This window comes from Paenibacillus woosongensis (assembly GCF_009725165.1).
Lineage (GTDB): Bacteria > Bacillota > Bacilli > Paenibacillales > Paenibacillaceae > Fontibacillus > Fontibacillus woosongensis.
On sequence record NZ_WNZW01000001.1, the window covers coordinates 363,990 to 390,457 of the forward strand.

The 26,468-nt window shown below is 49.7% G+C and carries 22 protein-coding genes, 1 tRNA gene, 1 pseudogene and 1 other annotated feature; of the genes and pseudogenes, 4 read left to right on the forward strand and 20 right to left on the reverse strand.

The features are described 5' to 3' along the window. Positions 1-52 precede the first annotated feature (52 nt). Both GNP95_RS01810 and GNP95_RS01815 read right to left on the reverse strand, forming a co-directional pair. Positions 53-217 (reverse strand): hypothetical protein, encoded by a 165-nt coding sequence (locus GNP95_RS01810; protein WP_196427042.1) that lies wholly within the window; start codon positions 215-217, stop codon positions 53-55. Positions 218-434: 217 nt separating this feature from the next. Next, positions 435-507 (reverse strand) — tRNA-Ala (locus tag GNP95_RS01815). A gap of 306 nt (positions 508-813) precedes the next feature. On the opposite strand from GNP95_RS01815, the gene GNP95_RS01820 reads away from it, so the two are divergent. Together GNP95_RS01820 and GNP95_RS01825 are read left to right on the forward strand one after the other, a co-directional pair. Beyond that, complete coding sequence (locus GNP95_RS01820) at positions 814-2,622, forward strand: hypothetical protein (protein WP_155609203.1); 1,809 nt, start codon at positions 814-816, stop codon at positions 2,620-2,622. Positions 2,623-2,720: 98 nt separating this feature from the next. After that, positions 2,721-2,992 (forward strand) — a binding site (T-box leader). Positions 2,993-3,084: 92 nt separating this feature from the next. Continuing rightward, a complete protein-coding gene (locus GNP95_RS01825) occupies positions 3,085-4,788 on the forward strand; it encodes a 2-isopropylmalate synthase (RefSeq protein ID WP_155609204.1) in 1,704 nt (567 codons plus the stop codon). A gap of 56 nt (positions 4,789-4,844) precedes the next feature. Here GNP95_RS01825 and GNP95_RS01830 read toward each other — a convergent pair whose 3' ends face one another. Further along, positions 4,845-8,210 carry a DEAD/DEAH box helicase gene (locus tag GNP95_RS01830; RefSeq protein WP_155609205.1) on the reverse strand — a complete coding sequence of 1,122 codons (3,366 nt, stop codon included), beginning with the start codon at positions 8,208-8,210 and terminating at the stop codon, positions 4,845-4,847. A gap of 211 nt (positions 8,211-8,421) precedes the next feature. Next, a complete protein-coding gene (locus GNP95_RS01835; protein ID WP_155609206.1) occupies positions 8,422-9,054 on the reverse strand; it encodes a DedA family protein in 633 nt (210 codons plus the stop codon). A gap of 592 nt (positions 9,055-9,646) precedes the next feature. Between GNP95_RS01835 and GNP95_RS26670 the strand changes: the two are divergent. Beyond that, a pseudogene (locus GNP95_RS26670) lies at positions 9,647-9,733 on the forward strand (acetyl-CoA acetyltransferase); the annotation flags it as partial. A gap of 271 nt (positions 9,734-10,004) precedes the next feature. Here GNP95_RS26670 and pstB (GNP95_RS01845) read toward each other — a convergent pair. The 6 genes from pstB (GNP95_RS01845) to nrdR all read right to left on the reverse strand — a co-directional run bounded on the left by pstB (GNP95_RS01845) (position 10,005) and on the right by nrdR (position 14,471). After that, the gene (gene pstB / locus GNP95_RS01845) at positions 10,005-10,763 is read right to left on the reverse strand and encodes a phosphate ABC transporter ATP-binding protein PstB (protein ID WP_155609207.1); all 759 of its coding nucleotides are present in this window, start codon (positions 10,761-10,763) and stop codon (positions 10,005-10,007) included. 12 nt (positions 10,764-10,775) lie between these two features. After that, a complete protein-coding gene (gene pstA / locus GNP95_RS01850; protein WP_155609208.1) occupies positions 10,776-11,663 on the reverse strand; it encodes a phosphate ABC transporter permease PstA in 888 nt (295 codons plus the stop codon). Continuing rightward, positions 11,660-12,562, reverse strand: a complete 903-nt coding sequence (gene pstC / locus GNP95_RS01855) for a phosphate ABC transporter permease subunit PstC (protein WP_155609209.1) — start codon at positions 12,560-12,562, stop codon at positions 11,660-11,662. The genes pstA and pstC overlap by 4 nt, the downstream gene beginning before the upstream one ends. A gap of 75 nt (positions 12,563-12,637) precedes the next feature. Then, positions 12,638-13,576, reverse strand: coding sequence for a phosphate ABC transporter substrate-binding protein PstS family protein (locus GNP95_RS01860; RefSeq protein ID WP_155609210.1), 939 nt, complete (start codon positions 13,574-13,576; stop codon positions 12,638-12,640). A 178-nt stretch (positions 13,577-13,754) separates the two neighbouring features. Next, positions 13,755-13,955 (reverse strand): hypothetical protein, encoded by a 201-nt coding sequence (locus tag GNP95_RS01865; protein ID WP_155609211.1) that lies wholly within the window; start codon positions 13,953-13,955, stop codon positions 13,755-13,757. 39 nt (positions 13,956-13,994) lie between these two features. Beyond that, positions 13,995-14,471 carry a transcriptional regulator NrdR gene (nrdR, locus tag GNP95_RS01870; RefSeq protein WP_155609212.1) on the reverse strand — a complete coding sequence of 159 codons (477 nt, stop codon included), beginning with the start codon at positions 14,469-14,471 and terminating at the stop codon, positions 13,995-13,997. 153 nt (positions 14,472-14,624) lie between these two features. On the opposite strand from nrdR, the gene GNP95_RS01875 reads away from it, so the two are divergent. Next, complete coding sequence (locus GNP95_RS01875) at positions 14,625-14,846, forward strand: alpha/beta-type small acid-soluble spore protein (protein ID WP_055108788.1); 222 nt, start codon at positions 14,625-14,627, stop codon at positions 14,844-14,846. A gap of 84 nt (positions 14,847-14,930) precedes the next feature. Here GNP95_RS01875 and GNP95_RS01880 read toward each other — a convergent pair whose 3' ends face one another. The 10 genes from GNP95_RS01880 to GNP95_RS01925 form a co-directional block, all read right to left on the reverse strand. Next, positions 14,931-15,494, reverse strand: a complete 564-nt coding sequence (locus GNP95_RS01880; protein WP_155609983.1) for a lytic transglycosylase domain-containing protein — start codon at positions 15,492-15,494, stop codon at positions 14,931-14,933. Beyond that, positions 15,491-16,087: a dephospho-CoA kinase gene (gene coaE / locus GNP95_RS01885; RefSeq protein ID WP_155609213.1), complete on the reverse strand. Its 597-nt coding sequence runs from the start codon at positions 16,085-16,087 to the stop codon at positions 15,491-15,493. The genes GNP95_RS01880 and coaE overlap by 4 nt, the downstream gene beginning before the upstream one ends. 87 nt (positions 16,088-16,174) lie before the next feature. Then, positions 16,175-17,038, reverse strand: a complete 864-nt coding sequence (mutM, locus tag GNP95_RS01890) for a DNA-formamidopyrimidine glycosylase (protein ID WP_155609214.1) — start codon at positions 17,036-17,038, stop codon at positions 16,175-16,177. 696 nt (positions 17,039-17,734) lie between these two features. Beyond that, entirely contained in the window at positions 17,735-20,401 is a 2,667-nt protein-coding gene (polA, locus tag GNP95_RS01895; RefSeq protein ID WP_155609215.1) for a DNA polymerase I, read from the reverse strand. A gap of 170 nt (positions 20,402-20,571) precedes the next feature. Beyond that, entirely contained in the window at positions 20,572-21,231 is a 660-nt protein-coding gene (gene phoU / locus GNP95_RS01900) for a phosphate signaling complex protein PhoU (RefSeq protein WP_155609216.1), read from the reverse strand. A gap of 19 nt (positions 21,232-21,250) precedes the next feature. After that, positions 21,251-22,006, reverse strand: a complete 756-nt coding sequence (pstB, locus tag GNP95_RS01905) for a phosphate ABC transporter ATP-binding protein PstB (RefSeq protein WP_155609217.1) — start codon at positions 22,004-22,006, stop codon at positions 21,251-21,253. Between the two features lie 183 nt (positions 22,007-22,189). After that, a complete protein-coding gene (locus GNP95_RS26520; RefSeq protein WP_155609218.1) occupies positions 22,190-23,383 on the reverse strand; it encodes a methyl-accepting chemotaxis protein in 1,194 nt (397 codons plus the stop codon). A 165-nt stretch (positions 23,384-23,548) separates the two neighbouring features. Continuing rightward, positions 23,549-24,232: a Crp/Fnr family transcriptional regulator gene (locus GNP95_RS01915; protein WP_330163224.1), complete on the reverse strand. Its 684-nt coding sequence runs from the start codon at positions 24,230-24,232 to the stop codon at positions 23,549-23,551. Next, positions 24,229-26,094, reverse strand: a complete 1,866-nt coding sequence (locus GNP95_RS01920; protein WP_155609219.1) for a heavy metal translocating P-type ATPase — start codon at positions 26,092-26,094, stop codon at positions 24,229-24,231. The genes GNP95_RS01915 and GNP95_RS01920 overlap by 4 nt, the downstream gene beginning before the upstream one ends. 33 nt (positions 26,095-26,127) lie before the next feature. Next, a complete protein-coding gene (locus GNP95_RS01925; protein ID WP_155609220.1) occupies positions 26,128-26,343 on the reverse strand; it encodes a heavy-metal-associated domain-containing protein in 216 nt (71 codons plus the stop codon). Positions 26,344-26,468 lie beyond the last annotated feature (125 nt).

Below are 26,468 nucleotides of genomic sequence, written 5' to 3' on the forward strand. Positions count from 1 at the left end.
GGCTAACGGAACTAGAAGGCGTTATGCGGAGCAAAATGGACGAGAATAAATTCTAACGGAACTCAATTGCGTTATTAATGCAAACTACTTGTTTCTCACCTAAAATTGCTCGTATAGCGGCGCTGAGTTCCGTTACTTTGTAATTTGGCTCTTGTTCATAGAGATAAGGTCGCTCTGTTCCGATACGGTGGAGGTTTTTGATACGATGATCCATCATGGGATCTTCCAATCTTGATTCAACTTGCTCACGATGACCATTCGATGAAGACAACCTTAGCGGTAGATTGCAATGCCGTGCTCGTCCGTTCGGGGTTTTCATTCGGAGCAACTCATCCACTCCCTGCGCGCAGTCTGAACCCATGGGTTCGGCCGAATCGAAAGAACTCCATACAAACAAAAAAGGCTAGCCAAAATGGCTAACCTTCTTCTCCGTATGGAGTCTAGGGGGATCGAACCCCTGACCTCTTCGCTGCCAGCGAAGCGCTCTCCCAGCTGAGCTAAGACCCCGCAAACGACTATTTCAGTATATTAAATTACTAGTTAGAAGTCAAGCTCTTTTTATTAGATTACTCCTTTCGACATAAAACGATAAAAAAATAATTTTAAACATGACCTTATGCTCATGCCTGAAGTAATCCCTCTTCCTCCGTCCCATTTCATTCTCCTCCCAAAGTTTCATAACCTAACGATCTACCATAAAAGAAAAATAATCACATATTCATAGGAATATATGCTCTTTGTGGGATTAATTGTATTCTGTTTTATCATCATAATGTACATACCTTGTTTTTTAAAATGAGAGGAGTGGAAGAATTGTTGAAATCTCTGATCCGCAGCTCAAGCTTATGTTTTACTGTCCTGGTCATGTTAATGTCCGTCGTATGCGGGCTCCCCGGCTTCACACAGCATAGTTATGCAGCATCCGATAAGGAACAGACCGTTATGGAGTGGTCCATGGACTACGGAGCCCAGTCTTCCGGCAAAGGGGTCATCGCCACATCAGACGGGGGATATTTGTTGTTGGGCGATATTTCGGAGCCTGGCTCATGGGGGTATCTGGAAACTATGGCTTACATTGTGAAGACCGATTCGGAAGGCAGCACGGAATGGGAGACGAAAATTAACTACTCCTCGAATGATCAAGCAAGAAATGCCATAGAAACACAGGACGGCGGTTACTTGGTAGCAGGAACGATCACGGATTACAGCGGCAAGCCTTACAGCGTAATTTACTTAGTAAAGCTGGATGCCCATGGCACCATTCAATGGGAGAACACCTATGACGACTCTTACTACTATAACAACCCGCTCTCGCTCATAGAGACAGCGGACGACGGGTATGCAGTTACCGGGTTTGGCGCGACCAGTGCCGGCATTTATTCCGCCTTTGTCCTTAGAACCACTGCCGAGGGCGAGCAGCTGTGGTATAAGAAATATTGGTTCGGGGACGACCAGGATTTATATGATCTCGTTCAGACTTCGGACGGGGGCTTTCTTGCGGTAGGCAGCTTAACAAGACAGAGCTATGAAACCGGGGATGTCCAAAATGCGCTGCTCATCATCAAGCTGGATCCCAAAGGAAATATGGAATGGAACAAGCAGTACCAGGATAAGACGGCAACCTTTCTCGCCCATACCCTTATCCCCGCCAAAGACGGCGGTTATCTGATCGGGTATCGCAAAACCTCATTCGGTAAGGCCGCAAATATGCTGGCCAAAATCGACGCTAATGGCAGCATGTTATGGGAGAAAGCTTATCCCTCAGAATATTCCTCGGGGATCAGGACGTACAGCAAGCTGGTTCCCGCCGAGTACGGCTACGCCCTGCTCGGAGCTAATACAAAAGGGGACTACCCCAACGTTAGGAGGCAATATGCCATACTAACCGTTGACCATGAAGGCCAGGTGCTGGGCGATTATTTATACGAGGGAGCAACGCTCTCTAGTCATGGCGAAGGAGCAGCAGCTCTGGACGGCGGGTTTATCGTAACAGGCACGATCAAACGCGGCGACATTTACAAAGCCCAGTTGAGCAAGCTGCCTAAGCCGCAAGAAACCGCTTCGCCCGAAGAGCGGACGCTGACAAAGATCTCTTTTGTGGAATTCGAGAAAAAAGTGCTCAAAGGCCATACCGCCCCTACCGTCATTCAGGCGGTCTATTCGGATGGATATTCGAACACTCTCTCGGCTGCTGCGCAATATCAAATCGAAGATCCGTCGATTGCGTCGGTTGACGGCCTGGGCCGGGTTACGGGAATCGAGCCGGGCAGTACGCGTCTTGTTGCAAGCTATCAAGGCCTTCAAGCGACCCTCTCGGTGATCGTACTGCCCGAGGATTCAGATGAACTCGAACCGGCTGGCTTCAATCTGGATTCCACCGAATATTCGCTGTCTATCGGAGACAAACTGGACACAAGGACGTATATTTACGACTATTCGACCTCCAAGAGAACAGACATCACCCATCTGACCACGTTCAGAAGCGATAACCCGGAAATTGCCGACTACGACGAGAATGGCGATCTCGTTGGACTCAAAGCCGGAACGACCAAAATTTACGCTTATTACAAAGGGAGCTATAGATCCGCAACCGTTCAAGTCGTACGCTCCTTCGTTCCATAAGTTAGAAGGGCCAAACAGCCTATACTAAAAAAATTGCCAAGCCATGTAAAAAAATATCTTGATTCCCTCGCAGCGTTGTAGTAAACTAACGTCAATATTCAAATACGTTGAAGAGGAATAGTAGGATTGACGCAGGCGCCCAGAGAGCTGTTGGCCGGTGCAAAACAGTCGCAAGCCAAATCCGAACTCACCTTGAAGTAGCTCGCTGAAATTGTATTAAAGTAGGTGGAGCCGGAGCCTAACCGTTACAGTAGGAGGATATAAGGCAGTGTCTCATTCGAGTACGCAGCCCGTATCCGGCAGAGTGCATACCGCAAGGTATGAATCAGAGTGGTACCGCGTAAGCTGACAACAGCCTTTCGTCTCTAAGTATTTATGGAGATGGAAGGCTTTTTTATATTCCAAATACAAATAAGTTGTAAATTAATGAAGATCCAATACGAGGGAAAGGTGGTCATTGCTATGAAAAATTTCAAAAAATACACCAGAGGTTATTTTATGCCTCCGCAAACGAGCCTGAAATGGACACAAAAAGAGTACATTACTGAAGCCCCTACCTGGTGCAGCGTCGACCTGCGCGACGGAAACCAAGCTCTGGTCGTACCGATGAATCTGGAGGAGAAGCTGGAGTTTTTCCAAGTGCTCGTCAAGCTGGGCTTTAAAGAAATCGAGGTTGGCTTCCCTGCAGCCTCCGAGACGGAATACACCTTCCTGCGTACGCTGATCGAGCAGGATCTCATTCCCGACGACGTAACAATTCAAGTGCTGACCCAGTCCAGAGAGCATATCATTCAGAAAACGTTCGAGTCACTGAAAGGCGCAAAACAAGCGGTCGTACATCTGTACAATTCCACCTCCGTAGCCCAGCGCGAGCAGGTATTCCGGAAATCCAAGCAGGAAATCATCGATATCGCGGTGACCGGAGCCGAGCTTCTGAAAAAATATGCGTCAGAAACCGAAGGCAATTTCAAATTCCAGTACTCGCCGGAGAGCTTCACCGGCACCGAGATCGATTTTGCGCTTGAGATCTGTAATGCCGTGCTAGACGTATGGCAGCCGACCGCGGACAATAAAGTCATCATCAACCTGCCGGCGACGGTCTCCATGTCGATGTCGCACGTCTATGCCAGCCAAATTGAATACATGAGCGATCATTTGAAATACCGGGATAACGTCATCCTGTCCTTACATCCCCATAACGACCGTGGAACCGGAATTGCCGATACGGAGCTGGCCCTGCTCGCTGGCGGCCAGCGCGTTGAAGGAACGCTGTTCGGCAACGGGGAGCGGACAGGGAACGTGGATATTGTAACCCTGGCTTTGAACATGTATTCCCACGGAGTTGATCCGAAGCTGAATTTCGAGAATATCCCGGAAATCATCGAAGTTTACGAGCGCATGACCAAAATGAAAGTGAACGAAAGACAGCCGTATGCGGGCAAGCTCGTGTTCGCCGCTTTCTCCGGATCCCACCAGGACGCGATCGCCAAAGGCATGAAATGGCGCGAGGAGCATGACTGCGAGCATTGGACGGTTCCTTATCTGCCGATCGATCCGAAGGATATCGGTCGCGAATACGAAGGAGACGTCATCCGCATCAACAGCCAGTCCGGCAAGGGCGGCATCGGTTATCTGCTGGAGCAGCATTACGGCCTGGATCTCCCGCCGAAAATGCGCGAGGATTTCGGCTACCGGGTCAAGAACGTCTCCGACCGGCTGGCGAAGGAACTGGTGGCGAACGAAATTTACGATATTTTTAAAGAGGTCTACGTCAACATCCAGTCGCCTGTCGAATTCCTGAATTACCGCTTCTCGCAGCACGATGATTACGAAACGACGGTTACAGTCAAGCAAAATGGTGAAGTCCAGGAAATCAACGGTGCCGGCAACGGGCGGCTCGACGCGATCAGCAACGCCCTGCAATCGAAGCTTGGCGTCAGCTACAGCAATCTGGTCTACAAGGAGCATGCGCTTGAAGTAGGCTCCAGCTCCCAAGCGGTATCCTATGTTGGCATTACGGCGCCGGACGGTAAAGTCCATTGGGGCTGCGGCATCGATGTCGATATTATGACTTCCTCGGTCAAAGCGCTATTCAGCGCCGTGAACAATATGACCCAGGAGCAAAGCGAGCTGGTCGCTGCCAGTGAAGCCATATCCAAGAAATAACGTGAACTAATCAAACAACCATGCTCCCTCGCGGGTGCATGGTTGTTTGATTTTTGCTAGATCATCAGAATCTCGCGAATTTCTTCCTCCGTCAACGAGGACAGCGTCTCCTGCCCCGGCTGAATGACCTCGTCGATCAGATTTTTCTTCTTCTGCTGCAGCTCGTACATTTTATCCTCAACGGTCCCCTGCGTGACCAGGCGAATGACGTGAACCACTTTCTTCTGCCCCATCCGGTGCGCCCGGTCGGCAGCCTGCTCCTCTACCGCCGGATTCCACCACAGATCGTACAAAATAACAGTGTCCGCCCCGGTCAGATTAAGCCCTGTCCCGCCGGCCTTTAGGGAAATCAGGAACACGTCCTTCTCCCCGTCGTTGAACCGGTTGCAGAGCTCCACGCGTTCTGCTGCCGGCGTACTGCCATCCAGGTAGAAGAACGGCACGCCTTCATATCCCAGCTCCCGGCCGATCATGCCCAGCATTTCCGTGAACTGCGAGAAAATCAGCATCCGTTTACCTGCGCTCCGGCACTCCTCTACGATTTCCAACAGCTGCTCAAATTTCGCTGAGCTCCCGTTATAGTCCTCTACGAACAACCCGGGATGGCAGCAGAGTTGGCGCAGCCGGGTCAGGCCGGCCAGAATTTTAATCCGGTTCCGCTTAAAATCATCCTGATCCAGATGCTTCAGTGTCTCCTGCTGCAGCTTGGCCAAATAGGCCAGGTACAGCTTCTTCTGCTCGGGAAGCAGCTCGGAGGCCTGCAGCGTCTCGATTTTCTCCGGCAGCTCTTTCAACACATCGCTTTTTAACCGGCGGAGCAGAAACGGACGAATCCGGCGGGCAATCGTCTCCCGGGACAATTCATTAAACTCCTTCCGCCCTGGGAATAGATCCGGAAACACCGCCTCAAAAATCGACCATAGCTCCTCCAGCGAATTCTCAATTGGGGTTCCGGTCAGCGCAAACCGGTATTTGGCGTAAATCGACTTTACGGCCTGCGCCGTCTGGGTTGTGTGGTTTTTAAAGGCCTGCGCCTCATCCAGTATAAGTGTATGGAACGACCTTCCCTCGTACAGATCAACGTCTCTCCGCAATAGCGGATAGGACGTAATGATAACGTCGATATCAGAGGAATTTCGCATCGCCCGTCCCCGTTCCGTCCGGCTGCCGTCCACGATGACTGACTTGATGTCCGGAGCGAATTTTCTGAGCTCATTCTCCCAATTGTACATTAGGGAAGCCGGCGCAACGATCAGAGCCGGGATATCCTGCTGGCGGATTTCCGGGAGCACCGAGACGATGAAAGCGATACTTTGCAGCGTTTTGCCCAGCCCCATATCATCGGCCAATATCCCGCCGAACCGGTAATGCGCCAGCGTCTTCATCCATTGGTAGCCGTATTTCTGATAATCCCGCAAGACGGCATCGAGCTGTTCTGGCACGGGGAAATCCAAATGATCAGGATTCCGCATATGATCCAGCAGGCGCCGGAGCGACTTGCCCAGCTTCACGTTACTGCCCGTCCCCGCATAATTCATGAAATGCAGTCCCCGGACAGCTGGCAACTGGATTTCTGTACCATTTAAATCGAATCGGCGGATACCTACCTCGTTCATGAGCTTAACCATTTCCTGGAACTCACTGCTCTCTAACGGCAGCAGGGCGCCGTCCGGCATCCGGTAATATTTGCGTTTCTCCTCGAGAGCACTGAGAATATTTTTGATTTCCGCCTCAGGAATGCCCTGCATCTCGAACTTGAATTCGAGCCAGTCTGTTCGCTCATCCACATCGATGCGAATTTGCGGCGGCTCATGCTCCGTATACAGCCTGGCCTTAACCGCCGAGGTCGCATACACATGGACCAGCTTCTCCAGCTCCGGCAGGACACGGTACAGGAATTCGTATTCGTCATCCTCATCGTCCAGAAAATAGCCGCTCTCCGTTTGCGCAAACAAGCCGGTCTCCATCAGACTTAAAATCTGCGCTTCCTTGTCGCCATCGCGCATAATGATGCGGCTCTCGCCGCGCCGCTCATCATGGGGCGCTAACGGATTAAAGACGATGTCTCCGTATTGGAACTCGAGTCCAGCCAGCAGCCGATCTCTCACCCGGTCCAAATAAAGCCGGGCCGTCAGCGCTGCATGGACGATTTGTCCCGAAATCGCATCGCTCATCTGAACGGTGCCCAGCTTCCTGAGGCCGGGAACGACCTTCTCGATAAATGGCTCCATCTGCTCTGCCGCAATATATATTTCCTGGCTTCGCGAGTAATACAGCATATGCTTCAGCTCGGACAAACGGCTGCATTGCTCGGCAGGCAGCGGGATCAGCTTATCGCCGGCCAGCACAAGCCCATACGCCTCCAAGACGACTAGCTCATCCAGCCCTTCGATCCGCAGCTGGTATCCTCCCGGTTCATAAGCATCGAACTCGAAATGAAGCGGAATCCTGTCACTTGAAATTTCGAACGGATGCGTCCTTTGCTGCTCTCGCATAATGTATACCGCGGAATTCCCCGACAGCAAGGGCTGCAGCGCATCCCAGGCGAATGGCGGAACAAGCAGCAGCCGATCATCGCTGATCAGCCTGTCATACGCCGAATAGGAGCCCAGCTTGGAATTCGTCTCCTGATACATCCGCTCGTTGCGGCAGATTTGCTGCAGCTGGCGGATGACGACATCGTCCTGTGGCTGAAAGTAATGAAGCTCCGGCACATAAGTGAAATGCTTGGAAAATTCATAGGGCTCTCCGCGTTCGACGCAATCGAGGAACTCGCGGATTTTTTGCACGATATATAACCGTTTCGTACCAACCTTGAGCTCTATGCCGAATAAATGCTTCTGAGAGCGGTAAGGATGCAGTTTACAGATAATTTCAACCTCAAGCGGTGTCTTCAGATCCGCCAAATGATTAGTACGGACAAATCGTCCCTGCTGCCTGTCATCAAATATCTTCAATATGCCCTTGGTCATACCCGTATCGCGCGCAGCCATCGAATCACGTCGGAATCTTGGCGTCATATTTGCCATCCCTGAAATTCTCGCGCCAGCAGGTTTTCCTGCTCGCAGTCCGCGTCCGCCGGCCTCGTCCATTTCCGTGGTTAAGCTGTAGGTACGGACGGGCTTTGCCCCATCATGCTTAAGATCGTGAACTGCAATTAATACCGCGGCAACATGGCCGCAATAATGATCGCTATTCCCGTACATAGGACATGAACAGTCAGCCTTCACATCACCGTCGCTATCGATGGCGATACTGACGCTATAGCTCTCGTTGCCCCGTACCGTCGCTGTATACGCTGCAGCTTCAGGATCGGTATGGTTTAAATACACCCGTCCAGCTTGAACGTAGATATTCCCTTGCTCAAAACCAGCCTTGCCGCAAAGCAATTTGATGACCCTAGTCGTCAACTGAAAGCTCATTCCCCTGTTCCTTCCTATTAAATCAAGTTAGATTTCATTCCGGCCAACTACGAATATCTATATATGATAACAGAGTGCCAGGCTTGGAATCAAAGAAACTTGTCCACAAGTAAAAAAAGGTGCCAAAGTAAATTTACCTTGCACCTTTATTGACTAGGCCAGATGACATTAGCCTGCTTATATCCGTTCCCCGAATTCCGGCAGACGGAACTTACCCTGTTTCTTTCTCGGGCTTGGTCTCCCTTAAACGCAGCCTCCGCCACTTCCAAATGAACCAAAAAATGAGCAAAGCCCCAGCGCCCGTGCATATGTACTTCAAGTAATTTTCCACCAGAGTAAATATATGCTGCCACTGCTCGCCGAATACATAACCGATGCTTACGAAGACAAATACCCAGATCGCTGCCCCAGTGTAAGCGTATATCGCGAATGTCGGAAAGGGAACCCGGATAATTCCCACGAAATAACCGAAAAATTGCCGGACCCCAGGGACAAAAAAGCTAATCAGCAGCATTTTATTGCCATACCGGTCGTAAGTACGTCTCGTTTTCTCAATTTGAGAGGGCTTAAGAAATATCCATTTTCCGTAGCGCTCTACCAGCGGTGCCCCTACCTTGTATCCAATCCAATATGTAATCGTGATTCCGATAGCCGCTCCGGTAAAAGCCACCGCCATCGCTGGAATCCAACCGAACACACCTTTATAGGCTAAATACCCCGTAAAGGTTAGCGTCGTCTGACCCGGCGGCAGCGGCAAGGCGATAAAATCTATAGGAAGTCCAATCAGCAATACCAAATATCCGTACTGCTTGAACATGAACTCAATCCACTCTAACACATTCATTAGAAAGTCTCCTCAATTCAAACCAATGCTTCCAATCAATATCGAACGATAAATATGTTACCAAGCCATTGCATCCGTTTCAAGAAAAATATCAGGCACCTCCCTTTGGGCTATAGCATAGGATGTCAGCAGAAAACACTTTGCATGATTAGTGGAGGTTAAAGCGATGTCATCAAGTGAAACGAAGCAAGTGGTCTATCAAGCCAATCCGGGTGCCGTCCAAACGATTAAAAGCATGAAGGATCATCTGCATAAAATCTGCAAGCAGCATGCAAATCGACCCGTTCGCGTCCAAACGGTTGAAGGGATCACATACGAAGGCGTATTGTCCCACACGGACGGCGGCCTGTTATTCCTCGTCATTCCTGGCCAGCAGACCGGAAAAGACCCGGATCCGCCGCCATACGGACCGTATAACTACGGCCAAGGCCAGTACGGAGGCTACTCCCAGCAGGGGTATCCAGAACAATATTGGAATTATGGCCAGCAACCAGGCTATCCAGGTCCTCCTGTCCCAACCCCTTATGGTTCACCTGGATATCCGCCCCCAACTCCTTATGGATCTGGAGAATACGGCTATACACCATATAGCCGCGGATTGTTCGGCTCCTCTTACTACAACAATGTCATACTTCCATTAGTACTGTATGAACTGCTCGTGATTAGCCTGCTCGCATAGCACCGAAATAACGATCCAGAAAAGAACCGGACAGAAATGAGACGGCCTGTCCGGTTCTCGCTCATAAGAATATCTCCGTTATTTAGTCTATCCTACAAATTGATGAATATTAGACCTTATATCTATTGTACTCAAACAACTCGGGATCCGCCAATTTATGTTAATGAACACCGGGCAGGCAAGGAAATTAAACATGAATCGTTTGCTTCAAAAAAGGCAGGCCGGAATACTTTTCCCGCCTGCCTTTATGTTATATCTGTTTTTTCGGTCATTATCCGAATCTTCCGGAAATGTAGTCGTCTGTTCTCTTTTCCTTCGGATTTGTAAAAATTTTATCCGTATCATCAAACTCGACGACTTCCCCCATGAGGAAAAATGCCGTCTTCTCCGAGACCCGTGCCGCTTGGTGCATGTTATGGGTTACGATAATAATGCAATACTCCTGCTTCAAATCGGCGATTAGCTCTTCAATCTTGGAGCTGGATACCGGGTCAAGCGCGGAGGCCGGCTCATCCATCAGAATGATGCTCGGGCTGACCGCAATCGATCTGGCGATACACAGCCGCTGCTGCTGCCCACCGGACAACGAAAGGGCAGAACGGTGCAGCCTGTCCTTCGTCTCGTCCCATAGAGCAGCTTTTGTCAATGATTCCTCGACGATCTGATCCAGCTTCTTCTTATCCTTGATCCCATGATAGCGCGGACCAAAAGCAATATTCTCGTAGATCGATTTATGGAATGGGTTCGGTTTTTGCCAGACCATCCCAATTCTTTGGCGCAGCAGCACCACGTCGGTTTTGGGATCATTGATATTCTCGTCGCCAATCCATATTTCCCCGGTAATTCTCGCACCGCTGATGAGGTCGTTCATCCGGTTCAAACTGCGGAGAAATGTCGATTTACCGCAGCCGGACGGGCCGATTAACGCCGTTACTTGTTTAGCTTCAAAGTCTAGAGAGACACTTTTTACCGCTTGCTTCTCCCCATAGTATACGCTCAAATCCTTGACGGACAGTTCGATATTGCTCATAGAGGCTCCTCCCTATTTCGTTGCTGTAAATTTCTTGTGCATGACACGCCCCAGCCAGCGGGCCAGAAGATTAAACGCCAGCACGGTTAGTATGAGTACGGCTGAGGCTCCAGCAGCAATTTCCGGAGCATCCGGAGCCAATCCTTCCGAATTGATCTTCCAGATATGAACGGCCAGCGTCTCGGCAGGGCGGAACGGATTCAAGGGAGACATCGGGCTGAACGGATTCCAATCCGTGAAGTCAAGTCTCGGACTGCTCATCCCCGCGGTAAACAATAGGGCCGCCGCTTCGCCAAACACGCGGCCCGCAGCAAGAATCGTCCCCGTCAAAATAATCGGCATCGCGATCGGCAGCATAATTGAACGAATCGTCTTCCATTTTGACAGACCTAGAGCCAGACTCGCCTCCTTCTGTGCTACCGGAACACTTTTCATACCCTGCTCCGTAATCCGCACCATTAGCGGAAGGTTGAACACGGTCAATGCGAGGGCGCCGGAGAACAGTGAGAAGCCGAAGCCGAAGACGTTAACGATAACCAGCAAGCCGAACAAACCGACCACAATGGAAGGAAAGGAGGACAGCACCTCAACGATCAAGCGTATAAAATCCGTCACTTTTCCCGGCTTGGCGTACTCGCTCATATAGATTCCTGCGCCAAGTCCCAGCGGAACTGTGATCAGCAGGGTCAGGACGAGCAGAAACAGGGAATTGAACAGCTGCGGCCCAATCCCGCCGCCTTCCTTAATCGTTTCCGGAGGGGAAGTCAGGAAGTCGAAGCTGATATGTCCAAGTCCTCTGACAAGAATGAAGCCTAGCAGTCCTGCCAAGATGAGGACGATAAAGCCAGCCAAGGTTACAATGACCGCGGTTGCGATTTTATCTGCTGTTTTTGCGCTCATCGATTAGCTCTCCTTTCCAGCCACCGTACTACGAAGACGAAAACAAAGGTCATCATCATCAGGATGAGAGCCAGTGTCCACAGAACATTGTTCTGCATCGTGCCCATAACGGTATTGCCCATGCTCAGTGTAATGACGCTTGTCAAAGTCGATGTAGATTCGAACAGCGAACCGGGGATATGCGGAGCATTCCCGATGACCATCTGAACGGCCAGCGCTTCCCCGAAGGCCCGTGCCATGCCAAGTACAACGCCTGTCATCAAAGCAGGCAGCGTCGTAGGCAGCACCGTACGGTACAGCGTTTGCCATCTCGTAGCCCCAAGCGCATAAGATCCTTCCTTCAGGCCTGAAGGAAGTGCAGCCAGCGCATCGGTAGCAATAGACGTGATCGTCGGGAGAATCATGATCGACAGCACGGTAGCACCGGCCGCGATCCCAAGCCCCTGACCCGGAAAGACGTCGCGATAAAAGGGCACGATGACACTTAGGCCCACAAATCCGTAGACAACGGAGGGAATTCCCGCCAGAAGCTCGATGACGGGCTGCAAATACTTTCTGCCGATTTTCGGCATGATTTCAATCATGAAGAGAGCCGCGCAAATACCTAATGGTGCGGAAATCAGAGCAGCGAGCAGGGATGTGCTGAATGATCCGATAATAAATGGCAAAGCGCCGAAGAACGGGGGCTCCCCTTCCGGCTTCCACTGTGTGCTGCCAAATATTTCGGCTACGCTGATTCCGTCCCTAAAAAACGAGCTCAATCCTTTGGTCGCCACAAAATACACCATAGAGAAAATAGTGACGACCAGAAGGACGATACATAGCGATGTAAATATTTTACCGGTCCATTCTTCGATTACGTGTTGTTTTGGTTTTTGTCTTCTGCCGGCATGAGCCATAAGACCTCTCCCTTTACACAGCACAGAGAGAGGCAGAAGAATCCGCCTCTCGTCTTGCCGAATTGATGTCGTATATTATTTCGTAATATTGCCGTCAGCGTCGCGTTTCACTTGCATTTTTCCGGCTGGAATGTAGCCAAGCTCAACGACATCGTTATTTTGCACATCATCGGAAACCATATATTCGAGGAATGCTTTCACAACTTCGTTTGGTTCGCCTTTTGTGTACATGTGCTCATACGCCCATACAGGGTAGCTGCCGTTAGCAACATTCTCTTCGTTTGCTTCAACACCGTCGTATTTCACAACTTTGATGGAATCATCCAGGTAGGACAGAGCCAGGTAGCCGATCGCGCCAGGCGTTTCTTTTACCAGCTTCTTAACTGTACCTGAGGAATCCTCTTGAATGGAGCCTTGAAGATCATCCGTTTTCGTGCCTAGTGCATATTTCTCGAACGTCGCGCGCGTACCCGAGCTGGACGGTCTGTTTACGATTTGAATTTTTTGATCCTGTCCGCCAACTTCGTTCCAGTTGGTGATTTTACCTGTAAAAATGCCTACCAATTGATCTTTCGTCAGGTTATCAACTGTGATCTCAGGGTTAATAACTGCTGCCATAGCTACGACCGCCACTTGATGGTCGACCAGTTCGCCAGCTTGAGCTGCATCCAGCTTCTCTTCAGCGAATACGTCGGAGTTACCGATGTCAGCTTGTCCGCCGGAGACTTGAGTTAAGCCCGTGCCGCTGCCGCCGCCTTGTACTTGGATAGAAACCTTCGGATGCTGATCCATGAATTTTTTGGATGCTTGATCCACGAGAGGTTGAAGTGCAGAAGAGCCAACAGCAAGGATCGAACCGGACAGCTCGGATGCTGGCGTTTCATTTGCCGGAGTTTCGTTAGAAGCGCCTGGAGCTTCTGCTGAATTATTGGACTTTGCCGCGTTATTTGGTCCGCATGCGGCCAACGTGAAAGTCAGTACCAAAGTTAGAATTAACATCAAACTCTTTTTCATTGTTAAGGTTTCCCCCTCATTTGTTTGTATAGTCTGATTATAGAAACCGAATATCAAACCCATGTATGAGTTTTGTAAACTCTGTGTAAAAAATAATAATAAATACCCGTTTCTATCACTTAACGTGAATGAAACGGGTATTTATTATTCCAATTTCCTTAAATTTTTCTTTCGCTCTTCACAACTTGTTAGCATTTGGGGTGCCTCGAACAACTCTACGCACCGTCCACGCCCCTGCGGTTGTGCCGATAACGCCGCAGGCGCTCACGATCGCAACCAGATCATAAGAATGCCAATGAAGCAGAAAGCCAATACCGCTGCCAAATGTCGTGCCGGCTAGAAATCCAAGCGCCATCCCGGCCTGGCTGTTCCATTTCATAAATGCAAGCCTCCAGCGTATTCAAAGTATACCTGCGGATTACATCGAATCCGACGGGCCGCTGCTCTTCGAGAGCAGTCCCTTTAACTCCTTCATGAACATATTGATGTCCTTGAATTGGCGATAGACCGAAGCAAACCTTACGTATGCGACCTCATCTACAGGATACAATTGTTCCATAATAAGCTCTCCGATTTCCCGGCTCTCGACTTCCGCGTTAGCGGTATGACGCAGCGATCTTTCCGCTGCCGATACGATCGATTCCAGCTGTTCAACGGACACCGGCCGTTTCTCGCAAGCGCGAATCAAACCCCGGAGCAACTTCTCCCGGTTGAATTCCTCTCGGCTGCCGTCCTTCTTGATGACGATCAGCGGCATTTCCTCCACCATCTCAAAGGTAGTGAACCGGCGGCTGCATTTCTCGCACTCCCGCCTGCGGCGGATAGAACGATTCTCGTTTGCCGGTCTGGAGTCCAGCACCTTCGTTCCGGAATAGTCACAATATGGACATTTCAAAGTGCTTTTACCCCCTTTTTATTATGAATTTTGATTGAACTATTATCGCTCTTGTCGGATGCATCAACGAATGCCAATAAATAACTAAAATATTCGTAATGAAGTCGTCTATTTCAGCACATAATACTTTTACCACAAGGAGGTGAACATATCATGGCTCAAAATAATAATTCTTCGAACGACCTGGTGGTTAGACAAGCTTCCGGCGCTCTGGAGCAAATGAAATATGAAGTAGCTCAGGAGCTTGGCATCTCTTTCCCACAAGACGGATATGCTGGTAACCTGACTTCTTACGAAAACGGTTCGATTGGTGGTTTCATCACCAAACGTCTGGTAACAATTGCCGAGCAGCAGCTGGCAGGTCAATTCCAATAATTTGACCAACCAAGCTCAGGAAGCATTGGCGCAGGCCCCAGCCTGTCCAATGCTTCTCTATCATACGGGAATGGGCCCGGTAATTTACAAATGCTCGTAAATGTCAGAGTATTGATCGTAGTAATGAGTAACTCTTTGTACATAATGCCTCGTTTCGCCAAAAGGGATATTTTTGACCGATTCGAGCCTTCCATCCCACCTGCCGCTGCGCAACCAATTTCGGACATTCGTCGGCCCTGCGTTATATGCCGCGATCATAGCGATCTCATTACCGTCGAATTGTTCGTGCAGCGATTTCAAATACCAGGTTCCGATCGCGATATTCGTATCGCTCTCTTCCTTTACCTTATCTAAAGACACGTCCGGCAGTTTCGACTGTTCGATAACCCATTTCGCGGTATCCGGCATGATCTGCATGATGCCAAGCGCGCCCTTCTTGGATTCGGACCCTGTCTTGTAATTGCTCTCCACCCGAATGATCGCTGCCACCATCAAAGGATCGAGATCGTATTTCTGGGCATGAACTTTAATTTCCTCTTTGAAATGAATCGGATAAAATAAGGCTAACCATTTGGAGTTAAAAAATAAAATAACAGTAAAACCGAGAAACAACAAAAGCAGCACTCTTTTTTTACGCAGCCATTTCATAGCAAAACCTTGTTCCGCCAAAATTCCGCGATCTGCAATTCCGTCTTGTCCATTCCGAGGCTGTTATCAATCAAAATATCCGCCCTCTCCTTCTTTTTCTCGATATCCATTTGGGCTCGTATTCTCGCCTCTGCCTGCTCTAAGGTCAGTTCGTCTCTCTGCATCAGCCTCTTAAGCTGCAATTCACGAGGCACATAGACCACCATCACTTGTTCAAACATCGTTTCCAAACCGGATTCATACAGCAGCGGTATATCCACGACGACAAGCCGTCCAGGGTCCGCAGCCTCATAAGCCGCCATCCGTTTCCTCATTTCGGCGCGAATAGCGGGATGGGTAAGGCCATTCAGCGCTTTAAGCTTCTCTGGATCGGAAAAGACGATTTCGCCCAGCCTTTTGCGGTTTAATGTACCGTCATCATAGATAACGTCTGGACCGAACCGCTCCCGTACCGCCTGCAGCACCGGATGCCCCGGCTCCATCACCTCTCTGGCGATGACATCGGCATCAATTAATAGGGCCCCCCGCTTAACCAGCATTTGGGAGACCGTGCTTTTGCCCGTGGCGATTCCGCCCGTCAGCCCGATATTCATGGATTCACCTCGCTATCTTTATTAACTTTGCGCTTCGGGCTTCAGCTTCGGAACCAAATTCCTGCTCTGGGTCAACCACGGAGGAAATTACGATCCGATTCTCTCCAGGGACTGCTTGTCCAAAACGCGAACCTGGCATATCGGGCAATAATGCGTCCCCCGGCCGCCAACGACGCTCTTCTCGATCGGGTGTCCGCATTTTACACACAATTCGCCTTTGCGCCCGTAAATTTGCAGCGAGTGCTGGAACATCCCCATCTCGCCTTGGCCGTTAACATACGATTTAATGGAGGAACCCCCAGCTTCTACTGCATCGGTTAAGGTAAAGACGATCGCTTCATGAAGTGTTGTCCACTCTTGGGCAGACAAGGTGTTCGCCGCACGCTCCGGATGAATCCCGGCCCGGAATAGTGCTTCATCCACATAAATATTGCCGAGCCCCACTACATATTCCTGATTTAACAGAGCAACCTTGATCTTTGTCGATCGCTTGAACAGTAGCTCCCGAAGAACTTCTGCTGTAAAAGTATCTTCCAGCGGTTCAAGCCCAAGCTTCATGAGCGGCTTCTCTTTGAATTCCTCGCCAGGAAGAAATAGGTGCATCGTGCCGAATTGCCGTACATCCTTATATCTAAGCTCCGTGCCATCAGTAAACCGGAAAATGACATGGGTGTGCTTCTCTACTTCCTCATTTTGATCGTACACGCCATACCGGCCTTCCATTCGCAGATGGGAGACCAGAACAAGCTGATCCATAATTATCCTCAAAAATTTGCCGCGCCGGCCAACATCAACAATAGTATGACCCGCCAGCTCCGTCTCAAACCGCTTAATATCGTCGGGACGCTGAATAATTCGCGGCAGCAGCACCTTCACCGACTCGATCGTCTTCCCGACGATTAGCGCCGACAATGTCCGCCGAACGGTCTCCACTTCCGGTAGCTCCGGCATGTTCTTTCACCTCAAACTTTAAATTTATCCCTGCTTCATTTCGTGATTAACGACCTTTTTGAGCTTCCTCTTCAATTAGGGTTCAAAAAGTCGCTTTTCAGCACCAAAACATATCCTTCCGATGTGCGTTTCTTCGAAACGCTTCAGGTTGCACGAACCCTCTGCATATGCTTCCGATGCGAGTTTTGCCCTGCAAAACTTTCAGGAGGAGCGGAGTTCCACGTTTTCAAAGCAAACGTTCTTCGATAGCATAATTTGGAGAAGCCTACATGAGCACCTGCAATGTTTCTGCAAGAAACATGCATCGTAAGCATAAGCTTTCGTGGGTGAGTGCAAGATTCGACGCCGAATTCCCTACCCGAAATACTTCGTGATAAGAAAAACTTCAATCGATGTAACCTCACAGTAGATAGACCGCTTAAGCTGATGTTTTTCTGCGATATAAAGTAGTCATCCCCGGTCGTCTAATCAATTTTATATCTTCAAAAGCGATCTTTTTGAACTACCTCTTCAATAAAGGTTCAAAAAGTCGCTTTTTAGCACCGAGAAGGTTGCACGAACCCGAAGAAGGAGGAGCGGAGTGTAGGAGAAGCCTACATGAGCACCGGACTTCAAGGGTGAGTGCAAGATTCGACGCTGAAATCACTACCCGAAATACTTCGTGATCAAAAGCGATCTTTTTGAACTACCTCTAAATTATTTGGCTTCGTACCAGTTGGAGCCGCTGCTTACCTCCGCCTTCAATGGAACCGACAGCTGCAAGGCCTTTTCCATCGTCTCAGGCACAAGCTTGCTCATCGTCTCCAATTCCTCCGGCGGCACCTCAAACACCAGCTCATCATGGACCTGAAGCAGCATCCGGCTCTTCAGCCCATGCTTGCGCAGCGTCTCGTCCATCATCACCATCGCCAGCTTAATGATATCCGCAGCGGTGCCTTGGATCGGCGTATTCATCGCCGTTCGCTCGGCGAAGGAGCGCAGGTTGAAGTTGGATGCGTTGATTTCCGGAAGATATCGTCTTCGCTCAAGCAGCGTGGTAACGTAGCCGTTACGCTTTGCCTCCTGAACGATCTCATCCATATACCGGCGTACGCCCTTAAAGGCCTCGAAATACTGCTCAATGAACTGCGCGGCTTCCTTTCGGGTAATGTGCAGGTTCTGTGATAATCCATAATCGCTAATTCCATAGACGATTCCGAAGTTCACAGCCTTGGCTGAACGGCGCATATTGGCGTCCACCTGATCTTGGGATACACCGAAGACATCCATAGCCGTTTTCGTATGAATATCCATATCATGCAGGAAGGCTTCCTGCAACCCCTTATCATCTGAAATATGCGCAAGCACCCGCAGTTCAATCTGTGAATAGTCCGCGGCAAGAATGGACCAGCCTTCTTCAGAAGGCACGAACACTTGGCGGATTTTGCGCCCTTCCTCCAAACGGATTGGAATGTTCTGCAAATTCGGATATTGGCTGCTAAGTCTGCCCGTTGCGGCAATCGTCTGCCGGTAAAACGTATGAACCTTGCCAGTATCCTGGCGAATCTCCTTCAGCAAACCTTCCACATAAGTCGATTGCAGCTTCGCCAGCTGGCGGTATTCCAGAATGAACTGGACAATTTCATTATACGGCGCCAGCTTTTCCAGTACCTCTGCATCGGTGGAATACCCCGTCTTCGTTTTCTTGACCACTGGCAGCTCCAATTTATCGAACAGAACCTCACCGAGCTGCTTTGGCGAATTCAAATTGAATTCCAGACCGGCAATTTCATAAATCCGCTTCTCCAGTTTGCTGATCTGCGCCTCGAACTCTTTGCCTAGCTCCGTCAGCGCGTCGCGGTTGACCGAGATCCCCTGCTTCTCCATATCCGCCAAAATGCGGGACAGCGGCATTTCCAGCTCATAGAACAACCGATTCATTTCATTTTTCTCAAGCTCTTCCCTCTGCAGCGGAATCAGGCGCAGCATCGCCAGCGCCTTGCGGGCCAGATGACGGCTGAGCGTTTCCGGATCAGGCGCCTTAAATTTGGCCCCTTTCCCGTATACCTCATCATCCGAAGGCAATTGCGGCAAATGATATTTGGCAGCAAGCCCGCTGATCGTCTGGTTATTATCCGTTGGATCCAGCAAATACGCAGCTAACTCGATGTCAAATTCAGCTCCCGCAAACGTAATTCCTTGCCAGTACAACGCCAAATCAGCCCGATGAAGATCATAACCGCATTTTGGTATTTGCGGGTCCGCAAGCCAATCCTTGACGGGCTTCGCCGCCGCGCTTAGCAAAAATTCGCAGGACACAAAGAAATGACGCTCCTTCGAAGAGAAGATCAGCCCCATAACCTCGGACTGATGCGGATTATCGCCGCGAGATTCCACATACATTACCTCGATCCCCGGAAGCTCGTGCACAAGTTCTTGCAGAGAGGTTTCATCCACGATTGTTACCTCAACTTCATCCTGCGCCCTGGCGGTCTCTTCCCCTGCTTCGGCCGTTCCAGCCCCTTCACCGAATGACAAGCGTTCAAGCATAGATTTGAACTCTAGCTTGCGAAGCACGGGCCCTGCCTTCTCTTCTTGCAGTCCCCGAAAAACCATATCGTCAAAAGAGCGGTCGACCGGCACCTCGCGGTGAATCGTTGCAAGCTTTTTACTCAGCCTTGCATCCTCAGCATGCTGAATGAGATTCTCCTTCATCTTGCCCTTCAGCTCGTCCGTCCGGGCAAGCACTTCCTCCACGGAGCCGAACTGGTGCAGCAGCTTTAACGCCGTCTTCTCGCCGATCCCCGGGACGCCGGGAATATTATCCGAAGCATCGCCCATCAGACCCTTCAGGTCAATGATCTGATCCGGGGTAAGCCCATATCTCTCTTGGATCTCCTTCGGCCCGTAAGGCTCCACTTCGCTGATTCCCTTCCGCGTCAAGGCCACCTTGACCTTATCGCTGACCACCTGCAGCATGTCCTTGTCCCCGGTGACGACAAGCACGTCCTTGCCGGCAGCTTCGGCCTGTTTGCTGATCGTTCCGATAATATCGTCAGCCTCGTAGCCAGGCAATTCGAACCAGCATATTCCGAAGCTCTCCAGCAATTCGCGGGTAAGCGGAAACTGCTCGCTCAATTCGGGGGGCGTCTTCTCCCGTCCCCCTTTATAATCTTCGTAACCTTCGTGGCGGAACGTCACCTTGCCCGCATCAAACGCTACCATAATATGAGTCGGCTTCTCATCCTGAATGAGTCTTAGCAGCATATTCGTGAATCCGTACACAGCGTTCGTATGCAGGCCGCTTGAATTGTTCAGCGGCGGCATGGCGAAGAACGCCCGGTAAATAATACTGTTTCCGTCAATAAGAATTAATTTTTCCATACAGCACCTCGTTCCCTGAACATACTCCTGATTATTATTCTAACACATGCTCCACCGATATATAAAAAACAATCGCGATTTGACGATATTCAAAACAGGCAGCCGCACAAACAGCAAAGCGCCGGAGCATTCCGGCGCTTTGACTGTTCTAAATAACGATATTTTATTAATTATTGATTAAGATCCGGCCGATGTCCGGTAACAAGATAAACGGCGCTTTCCCCGATATTCGTAGCATGGTCGGCGATACGCTCAATGTATCTTCCCACCAGCGTAAGCAGCATCACCTGCTGTAGGGAGTCGGGGTGATTAATGACGATTGAATACAGCTCGCTGATCGTTTGACTGTAAAGATGGTCGACCTCATCGTCATCCTTTGCCATCTTATAGGCCAGATCTGTATTTTCATCCAAATAGGATTGGAGAGATTCCTCCACCATGACCTCGACCAGCTCCGCCATTTTTGGAATGTCAATAAGCGGCTTTAGCAGCGTCTGCCCCTCCAAACGAAGCGTCACCTTGGCGATGTCGACCGCAAGGTCGCCCATGCGCTCCAAATCACTGGAGATTTTAAAGGCGACGATAATCCGGCGAAGATCCTTGGCAACAGGCTGCTGCGTAACGATCAATCTGGAGCCGATATCCATTACTTCTTCTTCCATTTCGTTCAGCTTCAAATCCTGGGCAATAACCCCTTTGGCTCTGCTGACGTCCAAGTTCTGCAGCGATACAATGGATTCTTTGAGGGCACGCTCCACATGCTCGCCCATTTCCCTCAGCAACTGCCGCAGCTCCTCCAAATTTTGATCGAACTCTCTTCTTTGGATCATACCTCACTGCTCCCTTCTGTTAACCAAAACGTCCTGAAATATAATCTTCGGTACGCGAATCCTGCGGTGTTGAGAACAGTTTGTTAGTATCGTCTGCTTCTACAATTTCACCATTCAGGAAAAATACAGTGCGGTCCGAAATACGAGCCGCTTGATGCATGTTATGAGTAACCATCACGATGGTATACCTATCTTTTAATTCCTGGGCCAGTTCCTCGATCTTTAACGTCGATATCGGGTCCAGTGCAGACGTCGCTTCATCCATGAGCAGGATGTCTGGCTGGACAGCAATCGCCCGGGCGATGCAAAGCCGCTGCTGCTGGCCGCCGGATAGGCTGAGCGCCGAACGCCTCAGGAAATCCTTGACCTCATCCCACAATACAGCCTGGCGCAGGCTCTGCTCCACGATTTGATCCAGCGTGGCTTTATCTTTTATGCCGTGGAGCCTCGGCCCGTATGCAACATTATCATAAATTGATTTCGGAAAAGGGTTCGGCTGTTGGAACACCATCCCCACCTGCTTGCGTAGCGTTTCTACCTCGACGCCGTCGCTGTATATATCCTTTCCTCCGATTCGCACGGAGCCTTCGATCCGTGTGCCAGGGATCATATCGTTCATCCGGTTCAGGGTTCGCAGCAATGTGGATTTGCCGCAGCCCGAAGGACCGATGAATGCGGTGATCGCCTTCTCGGGAATATCGAGGGACATGTTCTTCAGCGCTTGAAACTGGTCGTAATATAAATTCAATTTATCAATATGGATGATCGGTTCCATGTCATTTCTCCTTCATATCTCAGCAGCATCCTGACATAACCTGTAGGTCAGTGTTAGTGTGTGTCGAACTTTAGACATAAAACCATTTTACCTTCCCTATGTAAAAGATATTACGCAGGAATGTTAACGCAGTGTAAAATGTTTTCCGGACATTAACATTTAGTTCCCTAATTTGCGCCAGCTTTATTTCTTTGATGAAAGTTGCTCAAGCTCCTGCATCACGATCTCTGTCTGCTTTGCTGCATTTCCGGCGGTCTGGAACATGTCCCTTCCCCTGGCTTCTACGGTCCGCACTGATTCGACGAGCATTTGGAAAGTATGGTCTGCGCTGTTCACCCTGTCGTGACTATGCTGCATTTCTATCGTAGTCAGAGAGGATGCGTCCGCCGTTTGTTTGACCAGCCCGCTAACGATATCCAGGGTGGTGCCGATATCATCCGAGAACATTTTCGTTTGCAGCGCAAGCTTTCTGATTTCGCTCGCCACGACCGCAAAACCTCTGCCATGCTCTCCGGCGTGGGCTGCTTCAATTGAGGCATTCATCGCAAGCAGGCCGCTCTGATCCGCAAGCTCCCGAATCGAAGCCGCGATCGACGAGATACTACTAGCATGCCCCAGTAAAGCCGCAACTTGCTCTTCCTGGGACTTTGTCATCTTCAGAACGCGGTTGAACGAAGCCTGTACCGCCTCAAGTTCGGCCCGCCCAGCCGTCGCCAATCCGCTCATCTCCTCGGTTTGCCTTAGACTGCGCTCTGAGGTGGCAGACACTTCTTTAACAGACTGGTCGATTTCCAGCACTTTCGCATGACTTTCCCTGACGATTTTCTCGCGGATTTGATCCGCTTCCCGCTGCAGCTCCCTCGACATCAGCATCAGATCCTGGACGGTCATCACACCTTTGAACTCACCTTGCTCCGTTAAGATCAAGCTGTCATAGAATACTGCCGCCTCCCGATTCAACGCGGCATCGATCAACTGCCGGGGCGAAGTGGTGATCTCCGTGATCAGGGGCGATTTCTCCGCAAACATCAAAGCCGGCCTTTCGTAGAACAAATCAGCAGCAAATCGCCCTGCCAATCTACGATAGAAAGTGTCCCTCATGAGCAGTCCCAGCGGCCTATTCGCATGATCGCAAACAATGACGCATGGAAGTTTCACATCGGCCTGGAACCGCTTGAGAACGCTCAGGCACGACTCTTCAGGGCCTGTCGTCGGAACAAACCGACAGTAAGCTTCCGTCCTCACCGTACTGCCCTGTTCACCCAAGTCCTCAGACGGCATTTCTTTCTTGCCTATTTTGTCTTGCTTTGCAAAGACTTTAACAGCACTACGGGAAGACAAAGGGACATCCCGCTCAACGACGGCCTGATTAACCACTCACACCACTCCTGACCCATACTTTCTCTTCTTTTGCTTATGTCTCTCATGTCTCTCTCTGACTGCATCATAGAAGAATTTTGTTAAGGGAGTGTTAACGGTACTTTGGACCTATGTTAAATGTCTTACAAAACAGCAAATTTAATTCAAGCCATATAGAAGCTCTCACCGCATTAGCGCGGCTAGCCGTTCCAGGTCTGCTATGATGATCTTCCGATGCCCCTTCAGCTGAATCAACTGCTCCTCCTGAAAGGATGAGAGCTTCCGGCTTAATGTTTCCTGACTCATGCCCAACTGTGAAGCGAAATCGCCCTTGGTCATTTTTAGCAGCACTTCATGCTTATCATCAGCCATTTCCAGTAAAGCCTGAGCCAGACGCTGTTCCACAGAATGCAGATTAATTTCTTCAATTAATTGCTCGGCCTGCTGCAGCCGCCTGCTCAGCTCTTCCATAATTTTAATAGCAACGGACGGATAAGCAGTTACCAGTTCCTTCAGTTTATCGCCTTGAATCATACACAGAGTGGAAGCCTTAACCGCTTCCGCATAATCCGACCTGGGCACAGCATTAAATAAGGACAACTCTCCCATAAATTGCCCGGGCTCCAATATGCGAATAACCTGTTCTCTTCCAGCGGGGCTAAACCGAACGATTTTGACCTGCCCGCTATGGATGACGAACAGTCTATTCCCCGGATCCCCGGCTGAATAGATCATTTCGCCTTTATCATAAAACTTCGCCGTCGTGATAGCGGCAATTTCCCTGAGTTCTTCCCCAGACAAGCCGTTGAATATAGGGACCTTCTCTACACAATAACCGACATCCGACAGCTGGCAATGACAACTCACTTAATCCCCTCCAAGCTTGTATTATAACCTCTTAATCTAATAGCATTGAGAACGACCAGCAGTACGGACACTTCATGAATAAGCATGCCATATGACAAATTCACCGATTTAACAAGCACTCCCCCCAGCAAGAGAATAGCTACTAGAATAGCGAAATAGATATTCTGCTTCATATTCCTTACCGTAACCCGGCTTAGGTTCAGCCCATAAACTAACCCGCTGACATTCCCCGACATAAGTACCACGTCCCCAGTTTCCATAGCTATGTCACTGCCCGTCCCTCCAATGGCAATGCCTATATCAGCAGCAGCCAATGCCGGTGCATCATTAACCCCGTCTCCCACCATAGCTACGCTTCCATATTTGTTCTGCAGTTCCTTCAGGATTCGGACTTTATCCTGAGGCAATAATTCACTATAGGCTTCGTCGATGTCCAATTGGCCTGAAATCGCCTTGGCTGCTCTTGGATTATCTCCGGTCAGCATGACTACGCGTTGAATTCCTGACGATTTTAAGCGTTGGATAACTTGCTTAGCCTCCTTTCGAACCGGATCTGCGATGGAGATCATCCCTAACACCCTTTGTTCATTTCCGATAATTACCGTAGTTTGTCCCAATATTTCCTCCTCGGCCAAATCAGATTCACAGACATCGAGCTGAATATTCCGGGATGCAAGTAGCTTTCGGTTCCCTACAAGAAACAATTTATCATCAAAAATAAACGATATGCCTTGTCCAGGAATATAGTTAACTTCTGTCGGCATATCATCGAGCTTGCCAAGTTCCTTATCGGCATAACTGAGAATTGCCCTGGCAAGCGGATGCTCGGAGTAGGCTTCTCCCACAGCCACTATTTTCAAAAGTTCCTCCTTTGGCATTCCGTAAGTTTGAATCCGCGTAACCTCAGGCTGGCCTCTGGTCAATGTCCCAGTCTTATCGAAGGCAACGACTTTAACCGAGCTTAATATCTCTAACATTTCCCCGCCCTTAAAAAGCACGCCCTGCCTGGCCCCATTGCCGATACCCGCTACGATGGATACGGGTGCTGATATAACCAGTGCACCGGGGCAGGCGATCACAAGCAGCGTTAAAGCCATGACGATATCACGGGTCATCGCAAATAATACAACCGCTAGCAAGATGACGAGCGGAGTATAATATCGGGAAAACTTCTCCAGGAACTTTTGCGTACGGGCTTTTTTATCCTGGGCTTCCTCAACTAACTCCAATATTTTGGCAAATGTCGTGTCTTCACCTACTTTATCGGCTCGAATCAGAAGATAGCCAGACTCGATGATCGTCCCCGAGTACACGGTATCACTGGCGGCTTTGTTGACCGAAAGCGATTCTCCCGTGATTGCTGACTGATTAATGTAAGCCGAGCCCTCTACAATCGTACCATCTATGGAAATTTTCTCGCCAGGCTTCACGATGACCAATTCTCCCGGGAGCACCTCCTCCGGGTTTATAGTAACTTCCTTACCGGACCTGCGGACGGTTGCTGTATCAGGAGCCAATTTAAGCAGAGCCTGGATCGCGGATTTTGTTCTTTCGATAGTTCTCGATTCTAAATAGTTGCCGATCATAAACAAATAGGTTACGGCTGCTGCTTCCCAATATTCCCCGATGAACCATGCCCCAATGACGGCTATAGTCACCAGGGCGTCGATGCCGACAATCCAGTACCTTATAGCCCTGACTGCATTCACGAAAATGGGAATCCCGGCAATGAGCGTTGAGGCTGCCATCACCATTATGGTTAACCAAGTATATCCTAATGTTTTATTCAATATAAAAGATACCGTTACAAGGATACTTGCCCCAATTATGCGGTGGTTCTGTTTCAATTTGTGCGGTTGCATGACTAACCCCCCTTTTATGAATTAATGTCCTATCTACTTTTCCCCGATGACCTGATATCCTAGCTTTTCGATCAGGTTCTTGATCTCTTGTGATCCTACTTCCTTTTCCTCGAAAGATACGCGTACCCGCGAGCTATTGAACAGTACCTCCGCCGATCGAATCCCTTTTGTTTTCATGAGCATTTTTTCAATTTTAGCAATACAGCTTGGACAGGAGAACGTCTTCAGTTGATATAGTTTCGTCGTCATTCCTATAACCTCCAACTTGGATGGATTAATCTGATTGGCTTCATTATAATTTAGGCGCACCATCAACGCTTTGACCAAGATCAAAAAAAGCACCGTATTCGGTGCTTTCCATAAAAAAAAGACCC

Coding starts and splice junctions, on each gene's coding strand:
- GNP95_RS01810 (WP_196427042.1), bottom strand. CDS start 217: ATGATGGATCATCGTATCAAAAACCTCCACCGTATCGGAACAGAGCGA.
- GNP95_RS01825 (WP_155609204.1), top strand. CDS start 3,085: ATGAAAAATTTCAAAAAATACACCAGAGGTTATTTTATGCCTCCGCAA.
- GNP95_RS01830 (WP_155609205.1), bottom strand. CDS start 8,210: ATGAGCTTTCAGTTGACGACTAGGGTCATCAAATTGCTTTGCGGCAAG.
- GNP95_RS01835 (WP_155609206.1), bottom strand. CDS start 9,054: ATGAATGTGTTAGAGTGGATTGAGTTCATGTTCAAGCAGTACGGATAT.
- pstB (WP_155609207.1), bottom strand. CDS start 10,763: ATGAGCAATATCGAACTGTCCGTCAAGGATTTGAGCGTATACTATGGG.
- pstA (WP_155609208.1), bottom strand. CDS start 11,663: ATGAGCGCAAAAACAGCAGATAAAATCGCAACCGCGGTCATTGTAACC.
- pstC (WP_155609209.1), bottom strand. CDS start 12,562: ATGGCTCATGCCGGCAGAAGACAAAAACCAAAACAACACGTAATCGAA.
- GNP95_RS01860 (WP_155609210.1), bottom strand. CDS start 13,576: ATGAAAAAGAGTTTGATGTTAATTCTAACTTTGGTACTGACTTTCACG.
- GNP95_RS01865 (WP_155609211.1), bottom strand. CDS start 13,955: ATGAAATGGAACAGCCAGGCCGGGATGGCGCTTGGATTTCTAGCCGGC.
- GNP95_RS01875 (WP_055108788.1), top strand. CDS start 14,625: ATGGCTCAAAATAATAATTCTTCGAACGACCTGGTGGTTAGACAAGCT.
- GNP95_RS01880 (WP_155609983.1), bottom strand. CDS start 15,494: ATGAAATGGCTGCGTAAAAAAAGAGTGCTGCTTTTGTTGTTTCTCGGT.
- coaE (WP_155609213.1), bottom strand. CDS start 16,087: ATGAATATCGGGCTGACGGGCGGAATCGCCACGGGCAAAAGCACGGTC.
- mutM (WP_155609214.1), bottom strand. CDS start 17,038: ATGCCGGAGCTACCGGAAGTGGAGACCGTTCGGCGGACATTGTCGGCG.
- polA (WP_155609215.1), bottom strand. CDS start 20,401: ATGGAAAAATTAATTCTTATTGACGGAAACAGTATTATTTACCGGGCG.
- phoU (WP_155609216.1), bottom strand. CDS start 21,231: ATGATCCAAAGAAGAGAGTTCGATCAAAATTTGGAGGAGCTGCGGCAG.
- pstB (WP_155609217.1), bottom strand. CDS start 22,006: ATGGAACCGATCATCCATATTGATAAATTGAATTTATATTACGACCAG.
- GNP95_RS01920 (WP_155609219.1), bottom strand. CDS start 26,094: ATGCAACCGCACAAATTGAAACAGAACCACCGCATAATTGGGGCAAGT.
- GNP95_RS01925 (WP_155609220.1), bottom strand. CDS start 26,343: ATGACGACGAAACTATATCAACTGAAGACGTTCTCCTGTCCAAGCTGT.